The sequence below is a fragment of the Cyanobium sp. WKJ7-Wakatipu genome (assembly GCF_024345355.1).
GTDB classification, from domain to species: domain Bacteria; phylum Cyanobacteriota; class Cyanobacteriia; order PCC-6307; family Cyanobiaceae; genus Cyanobium_A; species Cyanobium_A usitatum.
The window spans coordinates 26,644-41,932 of the sequence record NZ_JAGQAY010000008.1; the positions used below are offsets into that span (position 1 = coordinate 26,644).

16 protein-coding genes are annotated in these 15,289 nt (G+C 62.9%); 7 read left to right on the top strand and 9 right to left on the bottom strand.

The window, feature by feature from the left end:
• Nucleotides 1-24: 24 nt before the first annotated feature.
• Nucleotides 25-999, bottom strand: coding sequence for a LysR family transcriptional regulator (locus tag KBY83_RS06700; protein ID WP_254935567.1), 975 nt, complete (start codon nt 997-999; stop codon nt 25-27).
• Nucleotides 1,000-1,139: 140 nt separating this feature from the next.
• Here KBY83_RS06700 and KBY83_RS06705 point away from each other — a divergent pair, with 140 nt between their 5' ends.
• The 6 genes from KBY83_RS06705 (at nt 1,140) to KBY83_RS06730 (ending at nt 8,489) form a co-directional block, all read left to right on the top strand.
• Nucleotides 1,140-1,841 (top strand): NnrU family protein, encoded by a 702-nt coding sequence (locus KBY83_RS06705; protein ID WP_254999113.1) that lies wholly within the window; start codon nt 1,140-1,142, stop codon nt 1,839-1,841.
• 100 nt (nt 1,842-1,941) lie between these two features.
• Nucleotides 1,942-3,960 carry an NAD(P)H-quinone oxidoreductase subunit 5 gene (locus KBY83_RS06710; RefSeq protein WP_255018859.1) on the top strand — a complete coding sequence of 673 codons (2,019 nt, stop codon included), beginning with the start codon at nt 1,942-1,944 and terminating at the stop codon, nt 3,958-3,960.
• A 290-nt stretch (nt 3,961-4,250) separates the two neighbouring features.
• Nucleotides 4,251-5,831: an NAD(P)H-quinone oxidoreductase subunit 4 gene (locus KBY83_RS06715; RefSeq protein WP_254999022.1), complete on the top strand. Its 1,581-nt coding sequence runs from the start codon at nt 4,251-4,253 to the stop codon at nt 5,829-5,831.
• A 79-nt stretch (nt 5,832-5,910) separates the two neighbouring features.
• Complete coding sequence (locus KBY83_RS06720; RefSeq protein WP_255018860.1) at nt 5,911-6,300, top strand: lipopolysaccharide assembly protein LapA domain-containing protein; 390 nt, start codon at nt 5,911-5,913, stop codon at nt 6,298-6,300.
• A 93-nt stretch (nt 6,301-6,393) separates the two neighbouring features.
• Nucleotides 6,394-7,284, top strand: coding sequence for a segregation/condensation protein A (locus tag KBY83_RS06725; protein WP_255018861.1), 891 nt, complete (start codon nt 6,394-6,396; stop codon nt 7,282-7,284).
• A 23-nt stretch (nt 7,285-7,307) separates the two neighbouring features.
• Nucleotides 7,308-8,489 carry an NDP-sugar synthase gene (locus KBY83_RS06730; RefSeq protein WP_255018862.1) on the top strand — a complete coding sequence of 394 codons (1,182 nt, stop codon included), beginning with the start codon at nt 7,308-7,310 and terminating at the stop codon, nt 8,487-8,489.
• Here KBY83_RS06730 and KBY83_RS06735 read toward each other — a convergent pair.
• The gene (locus KBY83_RS06735) at nt 8,486-9,400 is read right to left on the bottom strand and encodes a methylenetetrahydrofolate reductase (RefSeq protein ID WP_396093598.1); all 915 of its coding nucleotides are present in this window, start codon (nt 9,398-9,400) and stop codon (nt 8,486-8,488) included. The two genes, KBY83_RS06730 and KBY83_RS06735, sit on opposite strands and share 4 nt — an antisense overlap.
• Before the next feature lie 50 nt (nt 9,401-9,450).
• Here KBY83_RS06735 and KBY83_RS06740 point away from each other — a divergent pair, with 50 nt between their 5' ends.
• Nucleotides 9,451-9,732, top strand: a complete 282-nt coding sequence (locus tag KBY83_RS06740) for a response regulator transcription factor (protein ID WP_106632665.1) — start codon at nt 9,451-9,453, stop codon at nt 9,730-9,732.
• Here the strand turns inward: KBY83_RS06740 and KBY83_RS06745 are convergent.
• The 7 genes from KBY83_RS06745 to KBY83_RS06775 all read right to left on the bottom strand — a co-directional run bounded on the left by KBY83_RS06745 (nt 9,729) and on the right by KBY83_RS06775 (nt 15,275).
• Entirely contained in the window at nt 9,729-10,295 is a 567-nt protein-coding gene (locus KBY83_RS06745; protein WP_255018864.1) for an adenylate cyclase, read from the bottom strand. The two genes, KBY83_RS06740 and KBY83_RS06745, sit on opposite strands and share 4 nt — an antisense overlap.
• Before the next feature lie 30 nt (nt 10,296-10,325).
• A complete protein-coding gene (locus KBY83_RS06750; RefSeq protein ID WP_255018865.1) occupies nt 10,326-11,261 on the bottom strand; it encodes an NAD(+) kinase in 936 nt (311 codons plus the stop codon).
• Between the two features lie 14 nt (nt 11,262-11,275).
• Entirely contained in the window at nt 11,276-11,605 is a 330-nt protein-coding gene (gene nuoK / locus KBY83_RS06755) for an NADH-quinone oxidoreductase subunit NuoK (RefSeq protein WP_106632668.1), read from the bottom strand.
• 69 nt (nt 11,606-11,674) lie between these two features.
• Nucleotides 11,675-12,277, bottom strand: coding sequence for an NADH-quinone oxidoreductase subunit J (locus KBY83_RS06760; protein WP_106632669.1), 603 nt, complete (start codon nt 12,275-12,277; stop codon nt 11,675-11,677).
• Nucleotides 12,274-12,870: an NAD(P)H-quinone oxidoreductase subunit I gene (ndhI, locus tag KBY83_RS06765; protein ID WP_106632670.1), complete on the bottom strand. Its 597-nt coding sequence runs from the start codon at nt 12,868-12,870 to the stop codon at nt 12,274-12,276. The genes KBY83_RS06760 and ndhI overlap by 4 nt, the downstream gene beginning before the upstream one ends.
• An 80-nt stretch (nt 12,871-12,950) precedes the next feature.
• Nucleotides 12,951-14,081 (bottom strand): NADH-quinone oxidoreductase subunit NuoH, encoded by a 1,131-nt coding sequence (gene nuoH, locus KBY83_RS06770; RefSeq protein WP_106632671.1) that lies wholly within the window; start codon nt 14,079-14,081, stop codon nt 12,951-12,953.
• A 24-nt stretch (nt 14,082-14,105) separates the two neighbouring features.
• Entirely contained in the window at nt 14,106-15,275 is a 1,170-nt protein-coding gene (locus KBY83_RS06775; RefSeq protein WP_255018866.1) for a citrate synthase, read from the bottom strand.
• Nucleotides 15,276-15,289 lie beyond the last annotated feature (14 nt).

Consider the following 15,289-nt stretch of genomic DNA (forward strand, 5'->3'; position numbering starts at 1 on the left):
GAATCAGATTAATTCTGAAACAGATCAGTTCTGAGTGAGGGCCTCCTGCTGCTGCAACGGCCGGCGCAGGGGGCTATCGGGGCTGGCAAACACGGGCAGAACCTCCTTGCGGAAGGCATCGGCAGCACGGGAGCAATAGCGGGCTGGATGGGTGATCAGCTTCAGCTGGCGGCGCACGAGCAGGTCGGCCACTTGGGGGCGATGCAGGCTGCCAGCAGAGAGCTCCCGCTCAATTGAGACCACCGGCAGGAAGGCAGCCCCAAGACCCGACTGAACGGCGTTTTTGATCGCCTCAAAGGAATTGAGCTCCATCTCGATCTTGAGCCGGCCCACATCCAGCCCGGAGCGGGCCAGCAGCTGATCGACCATTTTGCGGGTGGTCGACTGGGCATCAAGGCAGACAAAGCCCAGCCGGTAGAGGTCATCTTTCGTGAGCTCGGGCAGGCGGGCCAGCGGATGCTTCACCGGCAGCACCAGGGCCAGCTCATCGCTGGCATAGGGCACCACCTGCAGCAGCTCACAAAGCTCCGTTGGAAGCTCGCCGCCGATGATCGCCAGATCCACCTGGCCGTTAGCCACGCTCCAACCCGTGCGGCGGGTGCTGTGCACCTGCAACTGCACCGCCACTTCGGGGTACTTCTGCCGAAACAGACCAATCATTCGCGGCATTAAATAAGTGCCCGTGGTCTGGCTGGCGCCAACGATGAGCGAGCCGCCGCGCAGGTTGTGCAGGTCCTCTAGAGCCCGGCAGGCCTCCTGGCACTGGCTCAGGATTCGGTCGCAGTAGCTGAGCAGCAGGTGGCCGGCCTCGGTGAGCTGGGCCTTGCGCCCGCCCCGGTCAAACAGGCTGACGCTGAGCTGCTTCTCCAGATTCTGAATCTGCAGGCTCACCGCCGGCTGAGTCACATAAAGGCTATCTGCGGCCTTCTTAAAGCTCCCCTCAGAGGCGATGGCCCGCAGGATGCGGAGCTGATCAAGAGTGAAAGGCAGGTCTGCCATTGGGTTGCCTGGATCGGCCGGAGCCTGCCAGCTGGCGAGTTCAAAACTCTAAGGGGAAAGCCTGGCAGCGAGAATCGAGAGCTTCACAACTCCCCATCCGGCCCGTGCCCCCCAGCTCTTCGCACCACAGCAGCTGGGTAATGCTCGCCCTGTTGCTGGCTTTCGCCGTAGTTCACAGCGGCGGTGCCTCGCTGCGGGTGTGGGGCGCAGCAAAAATTGGCGAACGGGCCTGGCGGCTGCTGTTTGCTGCGGTGAGCATCCCCTCAGCCGTGGTGGTGATCGGCTACTTCCTGGCCCATCGCTACGACGGGGTGCGCCTCTGGAATCTCCAGGACCAGCCCTGGATCGTGCCCGTGGTGTGGGCCGGCACCGCTATCAGCTTTTTGTTTCTTTATCCAGCCACCTACAACCTGCTGGAAATCCCGGCGGTGCTCAAGCCCCAGGTGCGGCTCTATGCCACCGGCATCATCCGCATCAGCCGCCATCCCCAGGCGGTGGGCCAGGTCCTCTGGTGCGCCACCCACCTGCTCTGGATCGGCAGCAGCTTCATGGTGGCCACCTGCGCCGGCCTGATAGCCCACCATCTCTTCGCTATCTGGAACGGCGACCGGCGCCTGGCCAAGCGCTTCGGTAGCGCCTTTGAGGAGCTGAGAGCTAGCACCTCGATCCTTCCCTTTAGGGCGATATTGACCGGCCGCCAGCAGCTGGTTCCCAGCGAATTTCTAAGGCCAGCCCAGCTGGGCATTGCCATTGCCGTAGGGGTGTTTTGGTGGGCCCATCGCTTCATCGGCCTCGGCGCAACGAGCTTCGCTCGCACAGGCTTGGCCCACCTGCTGGGCTGAGTACGGCTCGCCGCGAAGCCCCCGCCCATGGGCGAGCCCGCACAGGCCTGGATATGCACCTGTTTGGCTGCCTACACTTGCGCCAACCAGCTTGCAGCGCATGCCGTCAGCCGCCGAACTCGCCTGGTTGATTCCGGTGCTGCCCCTGGTCGGGGCTTCTATTACCGGGCTGGGGCTGATCAGCTTCAACCGCACCGTCAACCGGCTGCGCAAACCAGTGGCCTGGTTGCTGATCAGCTGCGTGGGAGCGGCTGCAGTTCTGAGCTACGCCGTATTGGCCCAGCAACTGGCGGGTGCACCGCCCACCGAAGTGCTGTTCAACTGGGCCAGCGCCGGCACCTTCAACCTGCAGATGGGCTTCCGGGTGGACGCCCTCGGCGCCGTGATGCTGTCGTTGGTGACCACCATCGCCGTGCTGGTGATGGTTTATTCCGATGGCTACATGGCCCACGACAAGGGCTACGTGCGCTTTTTCACCTATCTGGCCCTGTTCAGCAGCTCAATGCTGGGCCTGGTGATCAGCCCCAACCTGCTGGAGATATATGTGTTCTGGGAGCTGGTAGGCATGTGCTCCTACCTGCTTGTGGGCTTCTGGTATGACCGCGATGGCGCCGCCAATGCCGCCCAGAAAGCCTTTGTGGTGAACAGGGTTGGCGACTTCGGCCTGCTGCTGGGGATCCTGGGTCTGTTCTGGGCCACCGGCAGCTTCGGCTTTGAGGAAATTGGCAGCCGGCTGCAGGAGGCCGTGGCCGGCGGCAGCGTTTCCAACGCGGCGGCGATCCTGTTGTGCCTGCTGGTGTTCATGGGACCGATGGCGAAATCGGCCCAATTCCCCCTGCACGTCTGGCTGCCGGATGCCATGGAGGGTCCGACTCCAATTTCTGCCCTGATTCACGCGGCAACCATGGTGGCCGCCGGTGTGTTCCTGGTGGCCCGGTTGCAACCCGTTTACGAACCCTTCCCTGCTGTGCAGGCCACGATCGCCGTGGTGGGAACCATCACCCTGGTGCTGGGGGCCTCGATTGCTCTCACCCAGATGGATCTCAAGAAGGGCCTGGCCTACAGCACCGTTTCCCAGCTGGGTTACATGATGCTGGCCATGGGCTGCGGCGCTCCCGTGGCCGGCATGTTCCACCTGGTGACCCACGCCTTCTTCAAGGCGATGCTGTTTTTGGGATCCGGCTCGGTGATCCACGCCATGGAAGAGGTGGTGGGCCATGAGCCCGTGCTCGCCCAGGACATGCGCTTGATGGGTGGGCTGCGCAAACACATGCCGATCACCAGCAGCACCTTCCTGATTGGCTGCGTCGCCATCGCCGGCATTCCGCCTTTGGCTGGCTTCTGGAGCAAGGACGAGATCCTCGGCGTGGCGTTTGGTTCATTCCCCGTGCTGTGGGTGGCTGGCTTCATCACCGCCGGCATGACCGCTTTTTATATGTTCCGCCTCTACTTCCTCACCTTTGAGGGGGAGTTTCGCGGCAATGATCAGACCATGAGGGCCCAGCTGCTGGCTGAAGCAGGCAAAACCACTGATGACCAGGGCGATAGCCACGGCGACGACCATGGCCATGCCAGCCATCCCCATGAATCCGGCTGGCAGATGGCCATGCCCCTGGCCGTGCTGGCCGTGCCCTCTGTGCTGGTAGGTCTGCTGGGCACCCCCTGGAATAGCCGCTTTGGCAACCTGCTCGACCCCAAGGAGGCGGCCGAGGTGGCCGAACACTTCAGCTGGAGTGAATTCCTGCCCCTAGCCGGAGCCTCAGTCGGCATCTCCATCGCCGGTATAACCGTTGCTGTGCTGGCCTACGCGCTGCACAAAATCGATCTGGGCAAAGCCGTAGCCGCTCGCTTCCCCGCCCTCAATGCCTTCCTGGCCAACAAGTGGTATCTCGATGCGATCAACGACAAGTTGTTCGTGCAGGGCAGCCGCAAACTGGCCCGCCAGGTGCTGGAGGTTGATTCCAAGGTTGTTGATGGGGTCGTAAACCTCACCGGCCTGGTGACCCTGGGCAGCGGCGAGGGTCTCAAATACTTCGAAACCGGCCGGGCCCAGTTCTATGCCCTGATCGTGTTTGGCGGTGTCATCGCCCTGGTGGTTCTGTTCGGCTCGCTGGGCTGAGCGGTTCGGCCGTTACGCCCGCTGCGCGGGCAACACGGCCTCGGCCGCTCAGCCGAGCGAGCCTCACCCCGCGCGCCCATACCCTGCCGCACCAGCGAGCCTCAAGCCGCGCCCTGCCGCACCGGCTCCTGCCCCCCGCTTCGCTGATCCCCTGGCGTGAGCGCAAAGCGCGTGCCAGCGGATCAGCGAAGCAGGGGGCAGGACGCACAACTCTGTGTGACATCCCCCATCAGCAGAGTGCCGAGCCCGACTGCATTTCTACACTCCGGGCAAACGGTGAGGCCTGGTTCGTGCCCTTCCCATGGTTGAGCGCGTCGATCCTTTTCCCGATCGCAGCGGCCCTGGTAATTCCTTTCATTCCCGATGCCGGCGACGGCAAGCGGATTCGCTGGTATGCCCTTGGCATCACCCTGATCACCTTCTTGATCACCGTGGGGGCTTACCTCAACGGCTATGACCCGGCGGTCGAAGGACTGCAGCTAGTGGAGCGGGTTCAGTGGCTACCCAGCCTGGGGCTGGCCTGGTCGCTGGGGGCGGACGGCATCTCGATGCCCCTGATCCTGCTTACCAGCTTCATCACCTCCCTGGCGGCTCTGGCGGCCTGGCCGGTGACCTTCAAGCCCAAGCTCTTTTATTTCCTGCTGCTGCTCATGGATGGCGGCCAGATCGCCGTGTTCGCCGTGCAGGACATGCTGCTGTTCTTCCTGGCCTGGGAGCTGGAGCTGTTGCCGGTGTATCTGCTGCTGGCTATCTGGGGCGGCAAAAAGCGTCAGTACGCAGCCACCAAATTCATCCTCTACACAGCCGGTAGCTCCCTGTTCATTTTGGTGGTGGGCCTGGCGATGGCCTTCTACGGCGGTGGCACCCCCAGCTTTGAGTACACGGACCTGATGGCCAAGGACTTCTCAACGAAGTTCCAGCTATTCGCCTACGCAGGCCTGCTGATCGCCTTTGGGGTGAAGCTGCCGATCGTGCCCCTGCACACCTGGCTGCCCGATGCCCACGGCGAGGCCACGGCTCCGGTGCACATGCTGCTGGCCGGCATCTTGCTGAAGATGGGGGGCTACGCCTTGCTGCGCTTCAACGTGCAGCTGCTCCCCGAGGGGCATGCCCAATTTGCGCCGCTGCTGGTGGTACTCGGGGTGGTGAACATCATCTACGCCGCTCTCACCTCGTTTGCCCAGCGCAACCTCAAGCGCAAGATCGCCTACAGCTCGATCAGCCACATGGGCTTCGTGCTGATCGGCATCGGCAGCTTCAGTGCCCTGGGCACCAGCGGCGCCATGTTGCAAATGATCAGCCACGGCCTGATCGGCGCCAGCCTATTCTTCCTGGTGGGCGCCACCTACGACCGCACCCACACCCTCCAGCTCGACGACATGGGCGGGGTTGGCCAGAAGATGCGCAAGATGTTTGCGCTGTGGACTATCTGCTCCCTGGCCTCCCTTGCCCTACCAGGCATGAGCGGCTTCGTGTCCGAGCTGATGGTGTTCACGGGCTTCGTGACCAGCGAGGCATATTCGCTCAGCTTCCGCATCGTGATGGCGGCTCTAGCGGCGGTGGGCGTGATCCTCACCCCGGTGTACCTGCTCTCGATGCTGCGGGAAATCTTCTTCGGCAAGGAAAACGCTGAGCTCGCCTCCCACACCCACCTGGTGGATGCGGAGCCCCGGGAGATCTACGTGATCAGCTGTCTGCTGGTGCCGATCGTGGGCATCGGCCTCTACCCCCGGGTGATGACAGACACCTACCGGGCTTCGATCGAGGCCCTTGTGCAACGGGAGACCACAGCCCTGGCCAAGGTGATTCAGCCGCCGCCGGGCGATCTGATTCGCCAACCGCTGCTTTCGGCGCCAGCCCTGCCGGCCTGATCCGCCGCCCTGGGTAACAAAACTGTGCAGATAGCCCGCGGTGAGTTCACCCCTGGGTTGGCCTAATTACGCTCCTGAGATGAAACAGCTGAACTTTCTGCTGATCTTCAGCTTTGGCCTAGCCATGGTGATGTTCACCCTGGAGAACACAGCCCCCACCACGGTCCACTTCCTGCCAGGACTGAGCGGCACCCTGCCCCTAGCCGCCCTGCTGCTCCTAGTTGGCGGCATCGGCGCCACCGCTGCCTGGGTGTTTGCGGTGTGGACCGGGGTGGTGCGCAAGGTGGAAGCGGTGCAGAGCCAGGGCGAATTCGCCGCCCAACAGGTGCGCATCCAGGAGCTGGAAAACGACCTGCAGCGCTACCGAGCCACGCTGGATGCCCAGCTGGGGCTGCTGCCAGCGGCCGGGCAAAGCTCGGCTCCTACCAGTCCCGATGCCGACGAAGCCGTGACCGTGTCAGTTGGCTGACCCCAGCGGTGGTGCTTTGGCAGGGGTGCTGGTGCGAAATGGCCAGCACCGGTAGCGTGCGGCCAATGACTCAGCGGAGGCCTCGGGGCACCATTGGCTGAAGGAGGCGCAAGATTGGCCATACGCCTGCTCCAGGATGCGGCAGAGCGGGGCGATATCGACCCATGGGATGTGGACGTGATCGCCGTGGTGGATGGTTTTCTCGACCAGCTGCGCCAGCGCATTGAGGTGCCCCGCCTGGTGGTAGCAAACGCTCCAAGCCGGGGCGGCAGCTACGAACAGGACCTGGCTGAAACCAGTGAGGCCTTTTTGGCGGCCTCGGTGTTGGTGAGCCTCAAAGCCGAGGTGCTGGAAGCGGCCACCTTTGCGCAGGAAGCTCCAGACCAGGACGACATCGGCTTTGATTTCGATGCCGATGGCCAAGGCTGGCTGGTGAACCCCGCCCTGGCCCTGCCTCAGCGACCGGAAAGGCACCTCTGGCGCCGGCCCGTAGCGCCGCCACCCCTGCAACGACCGGTGACCCTGGGGGAATTGATCCGCCAGCTCGAGGACATCGCCGAGCGACTCGAAGCGGACGAGGGTCGGATTCGGCCGCGCCACCGCCCTAAGCGCTACAGCGAAAGGGCCGCGATTGAGCAGGTGGCGGCCCTGGCGCACCGCGAGAAGTTGCCGGAAACCACCGCTGCTCTCAGCCAGTTTTTACTTAGCTGGGATCCAGCCCACGACTGGGCCGGCTTCAACAAGCTGGTGCAGGACTGGGCTGCCCACGTGGAAGCCAAGGCTGCAGACGCCGAGCTGGACCGGGACCGGGTGGGGGTTTTCTGGGCTCTGTTGTTTCTCTGCCACCAGGGCAAGGTGGAACTCGACCAGCAGGGCGGGCTGTTTGGCCCTCTGCATCTGCGGCGCCTGCTCCATCCAGGCGAGACCCGCCAACTGCCCCTAGTGCCAGCCATCAGTGCGTCGGAGCAGGCGCTGGCGGCTTGAGCAGTACGTCTAAGCTGGCGCCCATGAAGGCGATGATCCTGGCTGCTGGCAAGGGAACTCGGGTGCGGCCCATTACGCACACGATCCCCAAGCCGATGATCCCCATCCTGCAGAAACCCGTGATGGAGTTTCTGCTGGAGCTGCTGCGGGAGCATGGGTTCACCGAAATCATGGTGAACGTCTCTCACCTGGCTGAGGAGATCGAGAACTACTTCCGCGATGGTCAGCGCTTCGGTGTTGAAATCGCCTACAGCTTTGAAGGCCGCATCGAAGACGGTGAGCTGATCGGCGACGCGATGGGATCGGCAGGAGGGCTGAAGAAGATCCAGAATTTCCAGCGCTTCTTCGACGACACCTTTGTGGTGCTTTGCGGTGATGCCCTGATCGACCTTGATCTGTGCGAAGCGGTACGTCGCCATAAGGCCAAGGGCGCCATGGCCAGCATGATCACCAAGCGAGTTCCCAAGGATCAGGTGAGCAGTTATGGCGTAGTCGTCACAGACGACGACGGCAGGGTGCGTTCCTTCCAGGAAAAGCCGGCGGTGGATGAGGCCGCCAGCGACATGATCAACACCGGCATTTATATCTTCGAGCCAGAAGTGCTCGACTTTGTGCCAAGCAACCAGCCCTTCGATATCGGCTCCGACCTATTTCCCAAACTGGTGCAGGCCGGCGCAGCTTTCTACGCCCTGCCGATGGAGTTTGAATGGGTTGATATCGGCAAGGTGCCGGATTACTGGCAGGCAATCCGCAGCGTTTTGCAGGGTCAGGTGCGTCAGGTGCAGATCCCTGGCAAGGAAGTGCGGCCAGGGGTATTTGCCGGCCTCAACGTGGCTGCTGACTGGGATCAGATCAATACCACCGGCCCCATTTATGTGGGCGGCATGACTCGCATTGAAAATGGCGCCACAATCATTGGCCCGGCGATGATTGGCCCCAATTGCCACATCTGCGAAGGAGCCACAATCGATAACTCGATCATCTTTGACTACTCCCGCATCGGGGCTGGAGTGCGTCTGGTGGAGAAACTGGTGTTTGGCCGCTACTGCGTTGACCGCAACGGCGACCACTTCGACCTACAGGAGGCCGCCCTCGACTGGCTGATCACCGATGTGCGCCGGCAGGATGTGTTGTCGCCATCGCCGCAGCAGAAGGCGATGGCCGAACTACTGGGCACCGATCTGGCCCTGAGCAACTCCAACTAGCCCAGCGTTAGGGGCTTCAAGCCAGCCTGCTGCAGGATCGCCGGAATTCGCTCCTCAGCCTTAATGGCCATCAGATGTACCCCCTGGGCAATCTGGAGATAGGCGCCCACCTGTTCCGCGGCGATAGCTACGCCCTCAGCCGCCGGATCTGGCGCCGCAGCCAGCCGGTCGATCACGGCCTGGGGAATGTTGGCGCCGGGCACCACCCGGTTGATGAAGGCGGCGTTGCGGGCCGATTTGAGTAAAAACACACCCGCCAGCACGGGCAGATCAAGCGGTGCGGCGAGGTCACCAACAAAGCGCTTGAGAGCTTCGGCGTCCATCACCATCTGGGTTTGAATGAAGCGGGCACCGGCCTGCTTCTTGCGCAGCAGCCGGCTCTTGAGACCACTCCAACTAGCCGACTGGGGATCGGCAGCTGCACCGGCAAATAGGTCGGTGGGTCCATCGGGCAGCTCACCTTGCACCGGATCCTGCCCGCCATTGAAGTGCTGTACCAGCTGCAACAACCGCACCGCCTCCAGCTCATTCACCGGGCGGGCCCCGGGCTGGTCGCCGGCCCGCACGGGATCGCCGGTGAGGCAGAGCAGGTTGCGCACGCCCAAGGCATGGGCACCGAGTAATTCGGCCTGCAGGGCAATGCGGTTGCGATCGCGGCAGGCCAGCTGCAGCACCGGCTCGATGCCGGCATCAAGCAGCAGGCGGCATAGGGCCAGGCTGCTCATGCGCATCACGGCGCGGCTGCCATCAGTGACGTTTACCGCATGGACCCAGCCCCGCAGGGACCCTGCGGCCGCCAATGAGCGCGAGGGATCCCCTCCCCTAGGTGGCATCACCTCTGCGGTGAGCGCTGGCTGCCCGCTAGCAAGGGCCCGTTGAAGCAACAAACCAATCGCGCCACTTAGGACCATCATGGAACAGCGCCCTGCCTACAGTGCTAGCAAGCGCTCGGCTTGGGCCCATGGATTCCAATCACGCCACGGGAGGCTCCCTCGGCCAGGTACGCCATGAGCTGTCGGAGCGGGAAATTGAGATAATTGAATTGGTGGCCAAGGGCCTAACCAACCAGGAGATCGCCGAATCGCTGACGATCAGCAAGCGCACCGTGGACAACCACGTGAGCAACGTCTTCACCAAAACAGGCGCCAAGAACCGGGTAGCCCTGCTGAATTGGGCCATGGACCACGGCAAAATCTGCCGTGACGGCTTCAACTGCTGCTCGATTGAACCCGGCAAGTCTTAGCTAGCTGCAGGCTCGAACAGGGCCAAGCGCTCCGCTTCTGGCCAGAGAACCAGGGGCCGGCGGGCCAGGGCCGCATTGCTTAGCTCATGGCGCCCGGTTAGCTCACGCCCGCACCAGGCGGGCGGCTGGAGGGCCAGGCCTTGCTCCAGCCCCTGTGGCTCCAGTTCCACCTCGGCTACTACCAGCGGTGCATTCGCACCCTCAAATACGTCGAGCACCCACTCCCCACCTGGCAGATCAAGGCCATAGCGCACTTTGCAAAGGCCCTGGGGCGCCAACGCCAGCAGGGCAGCAGCATCCGCCTCTGGAATGGCGTATTCGAATTCCTGGCGCACCAATCCCTCCGGCAGCAGGCCCGGGGCTTCAAGAGGCTGCTCGCTGCGGGCCTTGAGGGTGAGCCAGGCACCGGCTACGGCCTCTTCACCTCTGGCACGGCGCACCCGCACGGTGAAGCCATCGGCGCTCGCCACCAGGTAGCCCTGCTGCAGCTGGGCTTGCCAGCAGATATGGCGGCGCCAGTCCAGCCCCTGCACCAGAAAGCGGCGTTCAATTTCCAGGGCCATGGGGCGATTTGGGGCGGGGGGGCAGGGGGGTTAGTTGTGGGACGGCTCGATGGCGGTGAGGCTGCCAGCCCAATGCAGCTTGTGGGTGAGAGTGCGGTAGTAGGAGGGGCTTTGCTCAAGAAGCACCTGCAGGGCCGGGTGGGGGCTGCGCTCCACCAGGGCCCGATCGCCTGGTTCCAGCACGGTGGCGTGGGCGCCATCTTTCCAAAGCTTGACCCGGCGACTGGTTTCGCCCAGGGGCCACACCGAAAGCTGGGCCCTGGGCGGCACCACCACGGCCCGGCTCGAGAGGCTCATCGGGCAGATCGGATTAACCACGATCGCTTCGATGCCCGGGTGCAGGATCGGCCCACCGGCAGCCATGGCGTAGCCAGTAGAGCCGGTGGGAGTGGCGATGATCAGTCCGTCGCCGCGGTATTGATCCACTACCTCACCATCGATCTCCAGCTCCAGCACGCAGGTGGGGGACACCTCATCGAGGCAGGGCCGGAAATAGAAGTCGTTGAGAGCCAGATGGGCAATTTCTGAGCCATCAACGCCGTCGCCCCGGTCGATATGGGCCTGCAACATCATGCGCCGCTCCAGGGCAAAGCGGTCTTGACGCAGCCGGTCCCAGAGGCTCTCCTCCTCGCTCTTGAGGGCGTCGGTGCTCAGGCGCAGCAGACGACGATCGTGGGTGAGAAAGCCGAGGTGGCCGCCCACGTTGAAACTGAGGATCGGCACATCGAGGGGGGCCAGATGGCGGGCCGCACCGAGCACGGTGCCATCGCCCCCCAGCACCAGGGCTAGATCGGGCAGCTCGGCTTCCGTGGCCAGCAAACCGGGAAAGGGATTGCGAGCCAGGCCACTTGAGGCCACCACCACATGCACTCCCTGGGCCGCCAGATCTTCTGCGCAGCGCTTGGCCTGGCGGTGGGCCGCCTGGCTGCCAGACCTAGAAATCAGCCAGACCCGCTCAAGCCGCATCGCTAAAGGACCGGCTACCAGCGCAACAGGTTGAAGCGCTCCATATCAACCGTTTCGCGGTTGCGATAAAGGGAGAGCAGGATCGCCAGACCAACGGCCGCCTCAGCCGCGGCCACGGTGATCACGAAGATGGCAAACACTTGGCCGCGGATCAGCTGGCCATCGAGATAGTTGGAGAAAGCCATCAGGTTGATGTTGACGGCATTAAGCATCAGCTCAATGCTCATCAACACGCGCACAGCATTGCGGCTGTTGATCAATCCCCAGACACCGGTGCAAAACAACACCGCCGCCAGGGCCAGGTAGGCCTGCAGGGGGATGGTGGTGGGGATGGTGAACTCCATGGCGGTGGCAATGATGGCGGTGGCAATGATGAGGGTGGCAGTGAGGCTGAGAGGGCGCTGAAACGCCCGCTAGCGAGGAGAGTTTTCCAGCAACAGGGGGGTGCGCTCCTTCTCGATCAGGCCCTGATCGACTGCCTCACCTGTGATCACATCGCTGCTGAGCACATCGCGGCGGGCCAAAACGATGGCGCCGATCATCGACATCAGCAGCAGCACCGAAGCCAGCTCAAAGGGCAGGAGATAGTCACTGAAGAGGTGCTCGCCAATGCGAATCGTGGCCTCCTCGCCCACGGGTTCTGGGCCAGGTAGGGGCCAAGGGGTAGTGAAGGCCACCCGAATCAGCAGCAAAAACAAGCCACCGCAGACAGCGCCGGAGAGCAGACGCCGCAGACCAAGCCCGGGAATGGCCGCCAGATTTTCCTTTTTATTGACGAGCATGATCGCGAACAGGATCAGCACGTTGACGGCGCCCACATAGACGAGCACTTGGGCCGCTGCCACGAAACTGGCATTTAGCAGCAGGTAGAGACCCGCCACCGAAAGAAATACTCCGCCCAGCAGGAAGGCCGAATAAACAATGTTGGGCAGCAACACCACCCCGAGGGCTCCCAGCACCAAGGTGGCGGAGAGAGCAACGAAGCAGATCAGCTGGGTAATGGAGGAGATAGTCATGACGCGTCTCCGCTAGGCAGGGATTCGAGCACCTGCTCGGGCAGTTTGCCCACCCGCGGCGCCGTATCCGGCACATCGTGAGGATCGAGTACTCCCTTGGGCAGGTAGACCAACTCACGCAGGGGAACTACGGCCGGATCGCTGGTGACACTGGTAGGCAGGCGACCAAGGGCGATGTTGTCGAAGTTGAGGCTGTGGCGATCAAAAGCTGCCAGCTCGTATTCCTCGGTCATCGACAGGCAGTTGGTGGGGCAGTACTCCACGCAGTTGCCACAGAAAATGCACACCCCGAAGTCAATCGAGTAGTTGCGCAGCTCCTTTTTCTTGGTGGCTTTGTTCATCACCCAATCCACCACCGGCAGGTTGATCGGGCAGACCCGCACACACACCTCACAGGCGATGCACTTGTCGAATTCATAGTGGATACGGCCCCGATAGCGCTCCGAGGGGATCAGCTTCTCGTAGGGGTACTGAACGGTGATCGGCCGACGCCGCAGGTGATCAAAGGTCACCGCCAGACCCTGGGTCAGGTAGTTGGCCGCACCCACCGCATCGCGGGTGTAGTCACCGACTTTCTTGAGAAACCCGAACATGGAGTTGGCTCTGGGGGGAGGCGGTCTGAGTGGGTCAGCCCATGATGGCTGGTCTGGAGAAAAGCTGGGTTCAGGCGCGGTCAGCCGCCAAACACAGCCGGGAAGGCAAGCTTGAGCGCTGCCGTGATCAGCAGGTTGACCAGGGCAATCGGCAGCAGAAACTTCCAGCCCAGATCGAGCAGCTGGTCGATGCGCACCCGAGGCGTGGTCCAGCGCAGCAGGATCGCCAGAAACACCAGCAGGTAGGCCTTGAGCACCGTCATGACGATGCCTACGGAGCCGGTGATCAGCTGCACTAAGGGTGCATCGATCGGCTGGTGCAGCCAGCTGGCCAGCCACTCAACGGGGATGGGGAACCCCCAGCCGCCTAGGTAAAGCACCGACACCAGCAGGGCCGAGAGCACCAGGTTGATGTAGCTTCCCAGATAGAAGAGGGCGAACTTCATGCCCGAATACTCGGTCTGGTAGCCAGCCACCAGCTCCTCTTCCGCCTCGGGGAGGTCGAAAGGCAGGCGCTCACATTCGGCCAGGGCGCAGATCCAGAAGATCACGAAGCCCACCGGCTGACGCCAGATGTTCCAGCTGAGGATGCCAGCGCCGGTCTGCTGGTTGACGATGTCAACGGTGCTGAGCGAGTTGCTCATCATCACCACGGCCAGCACAGCCAGGGCCAGGGGAATCTCGTAGCTGATCGACTGGGCCGCCGCCCGCAGACCGCCCAGCAGCGAATACTTGTTGTTGGAGGCGTAGCCGCTCATCAGCAGGCCGATCGGCTGAATGCTGCTCAGGGAGATCCAAAGGAAAATACCGATCCCCACATTGCTGATCAGCAGGTGCTGGCCGAAGGGCACCACCAACCAGCTGAGGATCACCGGAATCAGCACCAGCACTGGGCCGAGCGTGAACAGCAGGCCGTCAGCCCGGGCCGGAATGATGTCTTCCTTAAACACCAGCTTGAGGCCATCGGCCATCGGCTGGAGAACGCCGAGGGCGCCGGCATATTCAGGACCGATGCGCTGCTGCACCGCTGCTGAGATCTTGCGCTCCAGCCAGACGTTGACCAGCACGCCCACCACGGCCGCCACCAGCACCAGCACCATGGGCAGGGGTAGCCACAACAGGTGGGCGGCGGCAGGACTAAGGCCGAAGCCCTGCAGGGCCTGCTCAAAACTGGCCTCTAGATCCAGGCCCGGAGCCGTAGTGGTCAGCATGGCGGCAGCTCAGATGAGGGCAACTTAGCGGGCCCCCACGGGTTGCCAGTCACGGGAGGGCTGACCGGTATAGATCTGGGAGGGCCGGTAGATGCGATTAGCCCCCAGCTGCTCCTTCCAATGGGCCAGCCAGCCAGCCGTGCGGGCGATAGCAAAAATGGGCGTGAAGAGGTCTTCAGGGATGCCGAGCTTGCGGTACACCAGGCCTGAATAGAAGTCGACGTTGGGGAAAATTCCCTTAGGCCCCAGGCGCTCGGCCGCGACCTCCTCCAGCTTGCGGGCTAGGTCGTACATCGGATCGTGACCGAACTGGTCGAAGAGCTGCTCCGCCAGGGTTTGGAGAATCACAGCCCGGGGGTCCTTGACCTTGTATTCCCGGTGGCCAAAACCCATGATTTTTTGCTTGCCGGCAATCGCCCGATCCAGCCAGGGCGCCACCTGATCTGGGCTGCCGATCTGGCCGAGCATCTCCAGCACATCTTCATTGGCACCGCCGTGCAGGGGGCCCGCCAGGGTGCCAACCGCTGACGCCACCACGGCATAGGGGTCGGTGAGGGTGCTGGCCGTCACCCGGGCGCTGAAAGTACTGGCGTTGAGGCTGTGCTCAGCGTGCAGGATCAGACAAGCGTCAAAGATGCGGGCCGCCAGCGGATCGGGCTCCCGCTCCGTGAGCATGTAGAGAAAATTGGCGGCGTAGGCCAGGTCGTCGCGGGGCTGGATCGGATCTTGACCCTTCCTGATCAGCTGGAAGGCCGCCACCATCGTGGGGATCTTGGCGATCAGCCGCACCACCGCCGAAACGATGTATTCGGGGTTGTCTAGGGCTCGACGGGAATAAAAAAGGCCCAGGGAGGCGGCGCTGCTCTGCAGCGCATCCATCGGATGCCCCCCGGAGGGGAAGCACTTCATCATGTCCCGAATGCGGAAGCTGACCCGGCGGTGCATCTGCACCTCCTGCTCAAACTCCTGCAGCTGCTCAGTAGTGGGTAGCTCGCCCCAGATCAGTAGGTAGGCCGTCTCCAGGAAGGAGCTGCTGGATGCCAGCTGGTCTACGGGGTAACCGCGATAGGTGAGCACCCCCCGCTGGCCATCGATGTCGCAGATCGACGACTGGGTAGCCGGCACCCCTTCCAAACCCGGCCGAAATGGGGCTGGGGTAGCCGCTCCTGTTACTACCAAGCTTCTCCACCGCACTCACTAAGGCGAAC

Coding starts and splice junctions, on each gene's coding strand:
- KBY83_RS06700 (WP_254935567.1), bottom strand. CDS start 999: ATGGCAGACCTGCCTTTCACTCTTGATCAGCTCCGCATCCTGCGGGCC.
- KBY83_RS06705 (WP_254999113.1), top strand. CDS start 1,140: ATGCTCGCCCTGTTGCTGGCTTTCGCCGTAGTTCACAGCGGCGGTGCC.
- KBY83_RS06710 (WP_255018859.1), top strand. CDS start 1,942: ATGCCGTCAGCCGCCGAACTCGCCTGGTTGATTCCGGTGCTGCCCCTG.
- KBY83_RS06720 (WP_255018860.1), top strand. CDS start 5,911: ATGAAACAGCTGAACTTTCTGCTGATCTTCAGCTTTGGCCTAGCCATG.
- KBY83_RS06730 (WP_255018862.1), top strand. CDS start 7,308: ATGAAGGCGATGATCCTGGCTGCTGGCAAGGGAACTCGGGTGCGGCCC.
- KBY83_RS06735 (WP_396093598.1), bottom strand. CDS start 9,400: ATGGTCCTAAGTGGCGCGATTGGTTTGTTGCTTCAACGGGCCCTTGCT.
- KBY83_RS06740 (WP_106632665.1), top strand. CDS start 9,451: ATGGATTCCAATCACGCCACGGGAGGCTCCCTCGGCCAGGTACGCCAT.
- KBY83_RS06745 (WP_255018864.1), bottom strand. CDS start 10,295: ATGGCCCTGGAAATTGAACGCCGCTTTCTGGTGCAGGGGCTGGACTGG.
- KBY83_RS06750 (WP_255018865.1), bottom strand. CDS start 11,261: ATGCGGCTTGAGCGGGTCTGGCTGATTTCTAGGTCTGGCAGCCAGGCG.
- nuoK (WP_106632668.1), bottom strand. CDS start 11,605: ATGGAGTTCACCATCCCCACCACCATCCCCCTGCAGGCCTACCTGGCC.
- KBY83_RS06760 (WP_106632669.1), bottom strand. CDS start 12,277: ATGACTATCTCCTCCATTACCCAGCTGATCTGCTTCGTTGCTCTCTCC.
- ndhI (WP_106632670.1), bottom strand. CDS start 12,870: ATGTTCGGGTTTCTCAAGAAAGTCGGTGACTACACCCGCGATGCGGTG.
- nuoH (WP_106632671.1), bottom strand. CDS start 14,081: ATGCTGACCACTACGGCTCCGGGCCTGGATCTAGAGGCCAGTTTTGAG.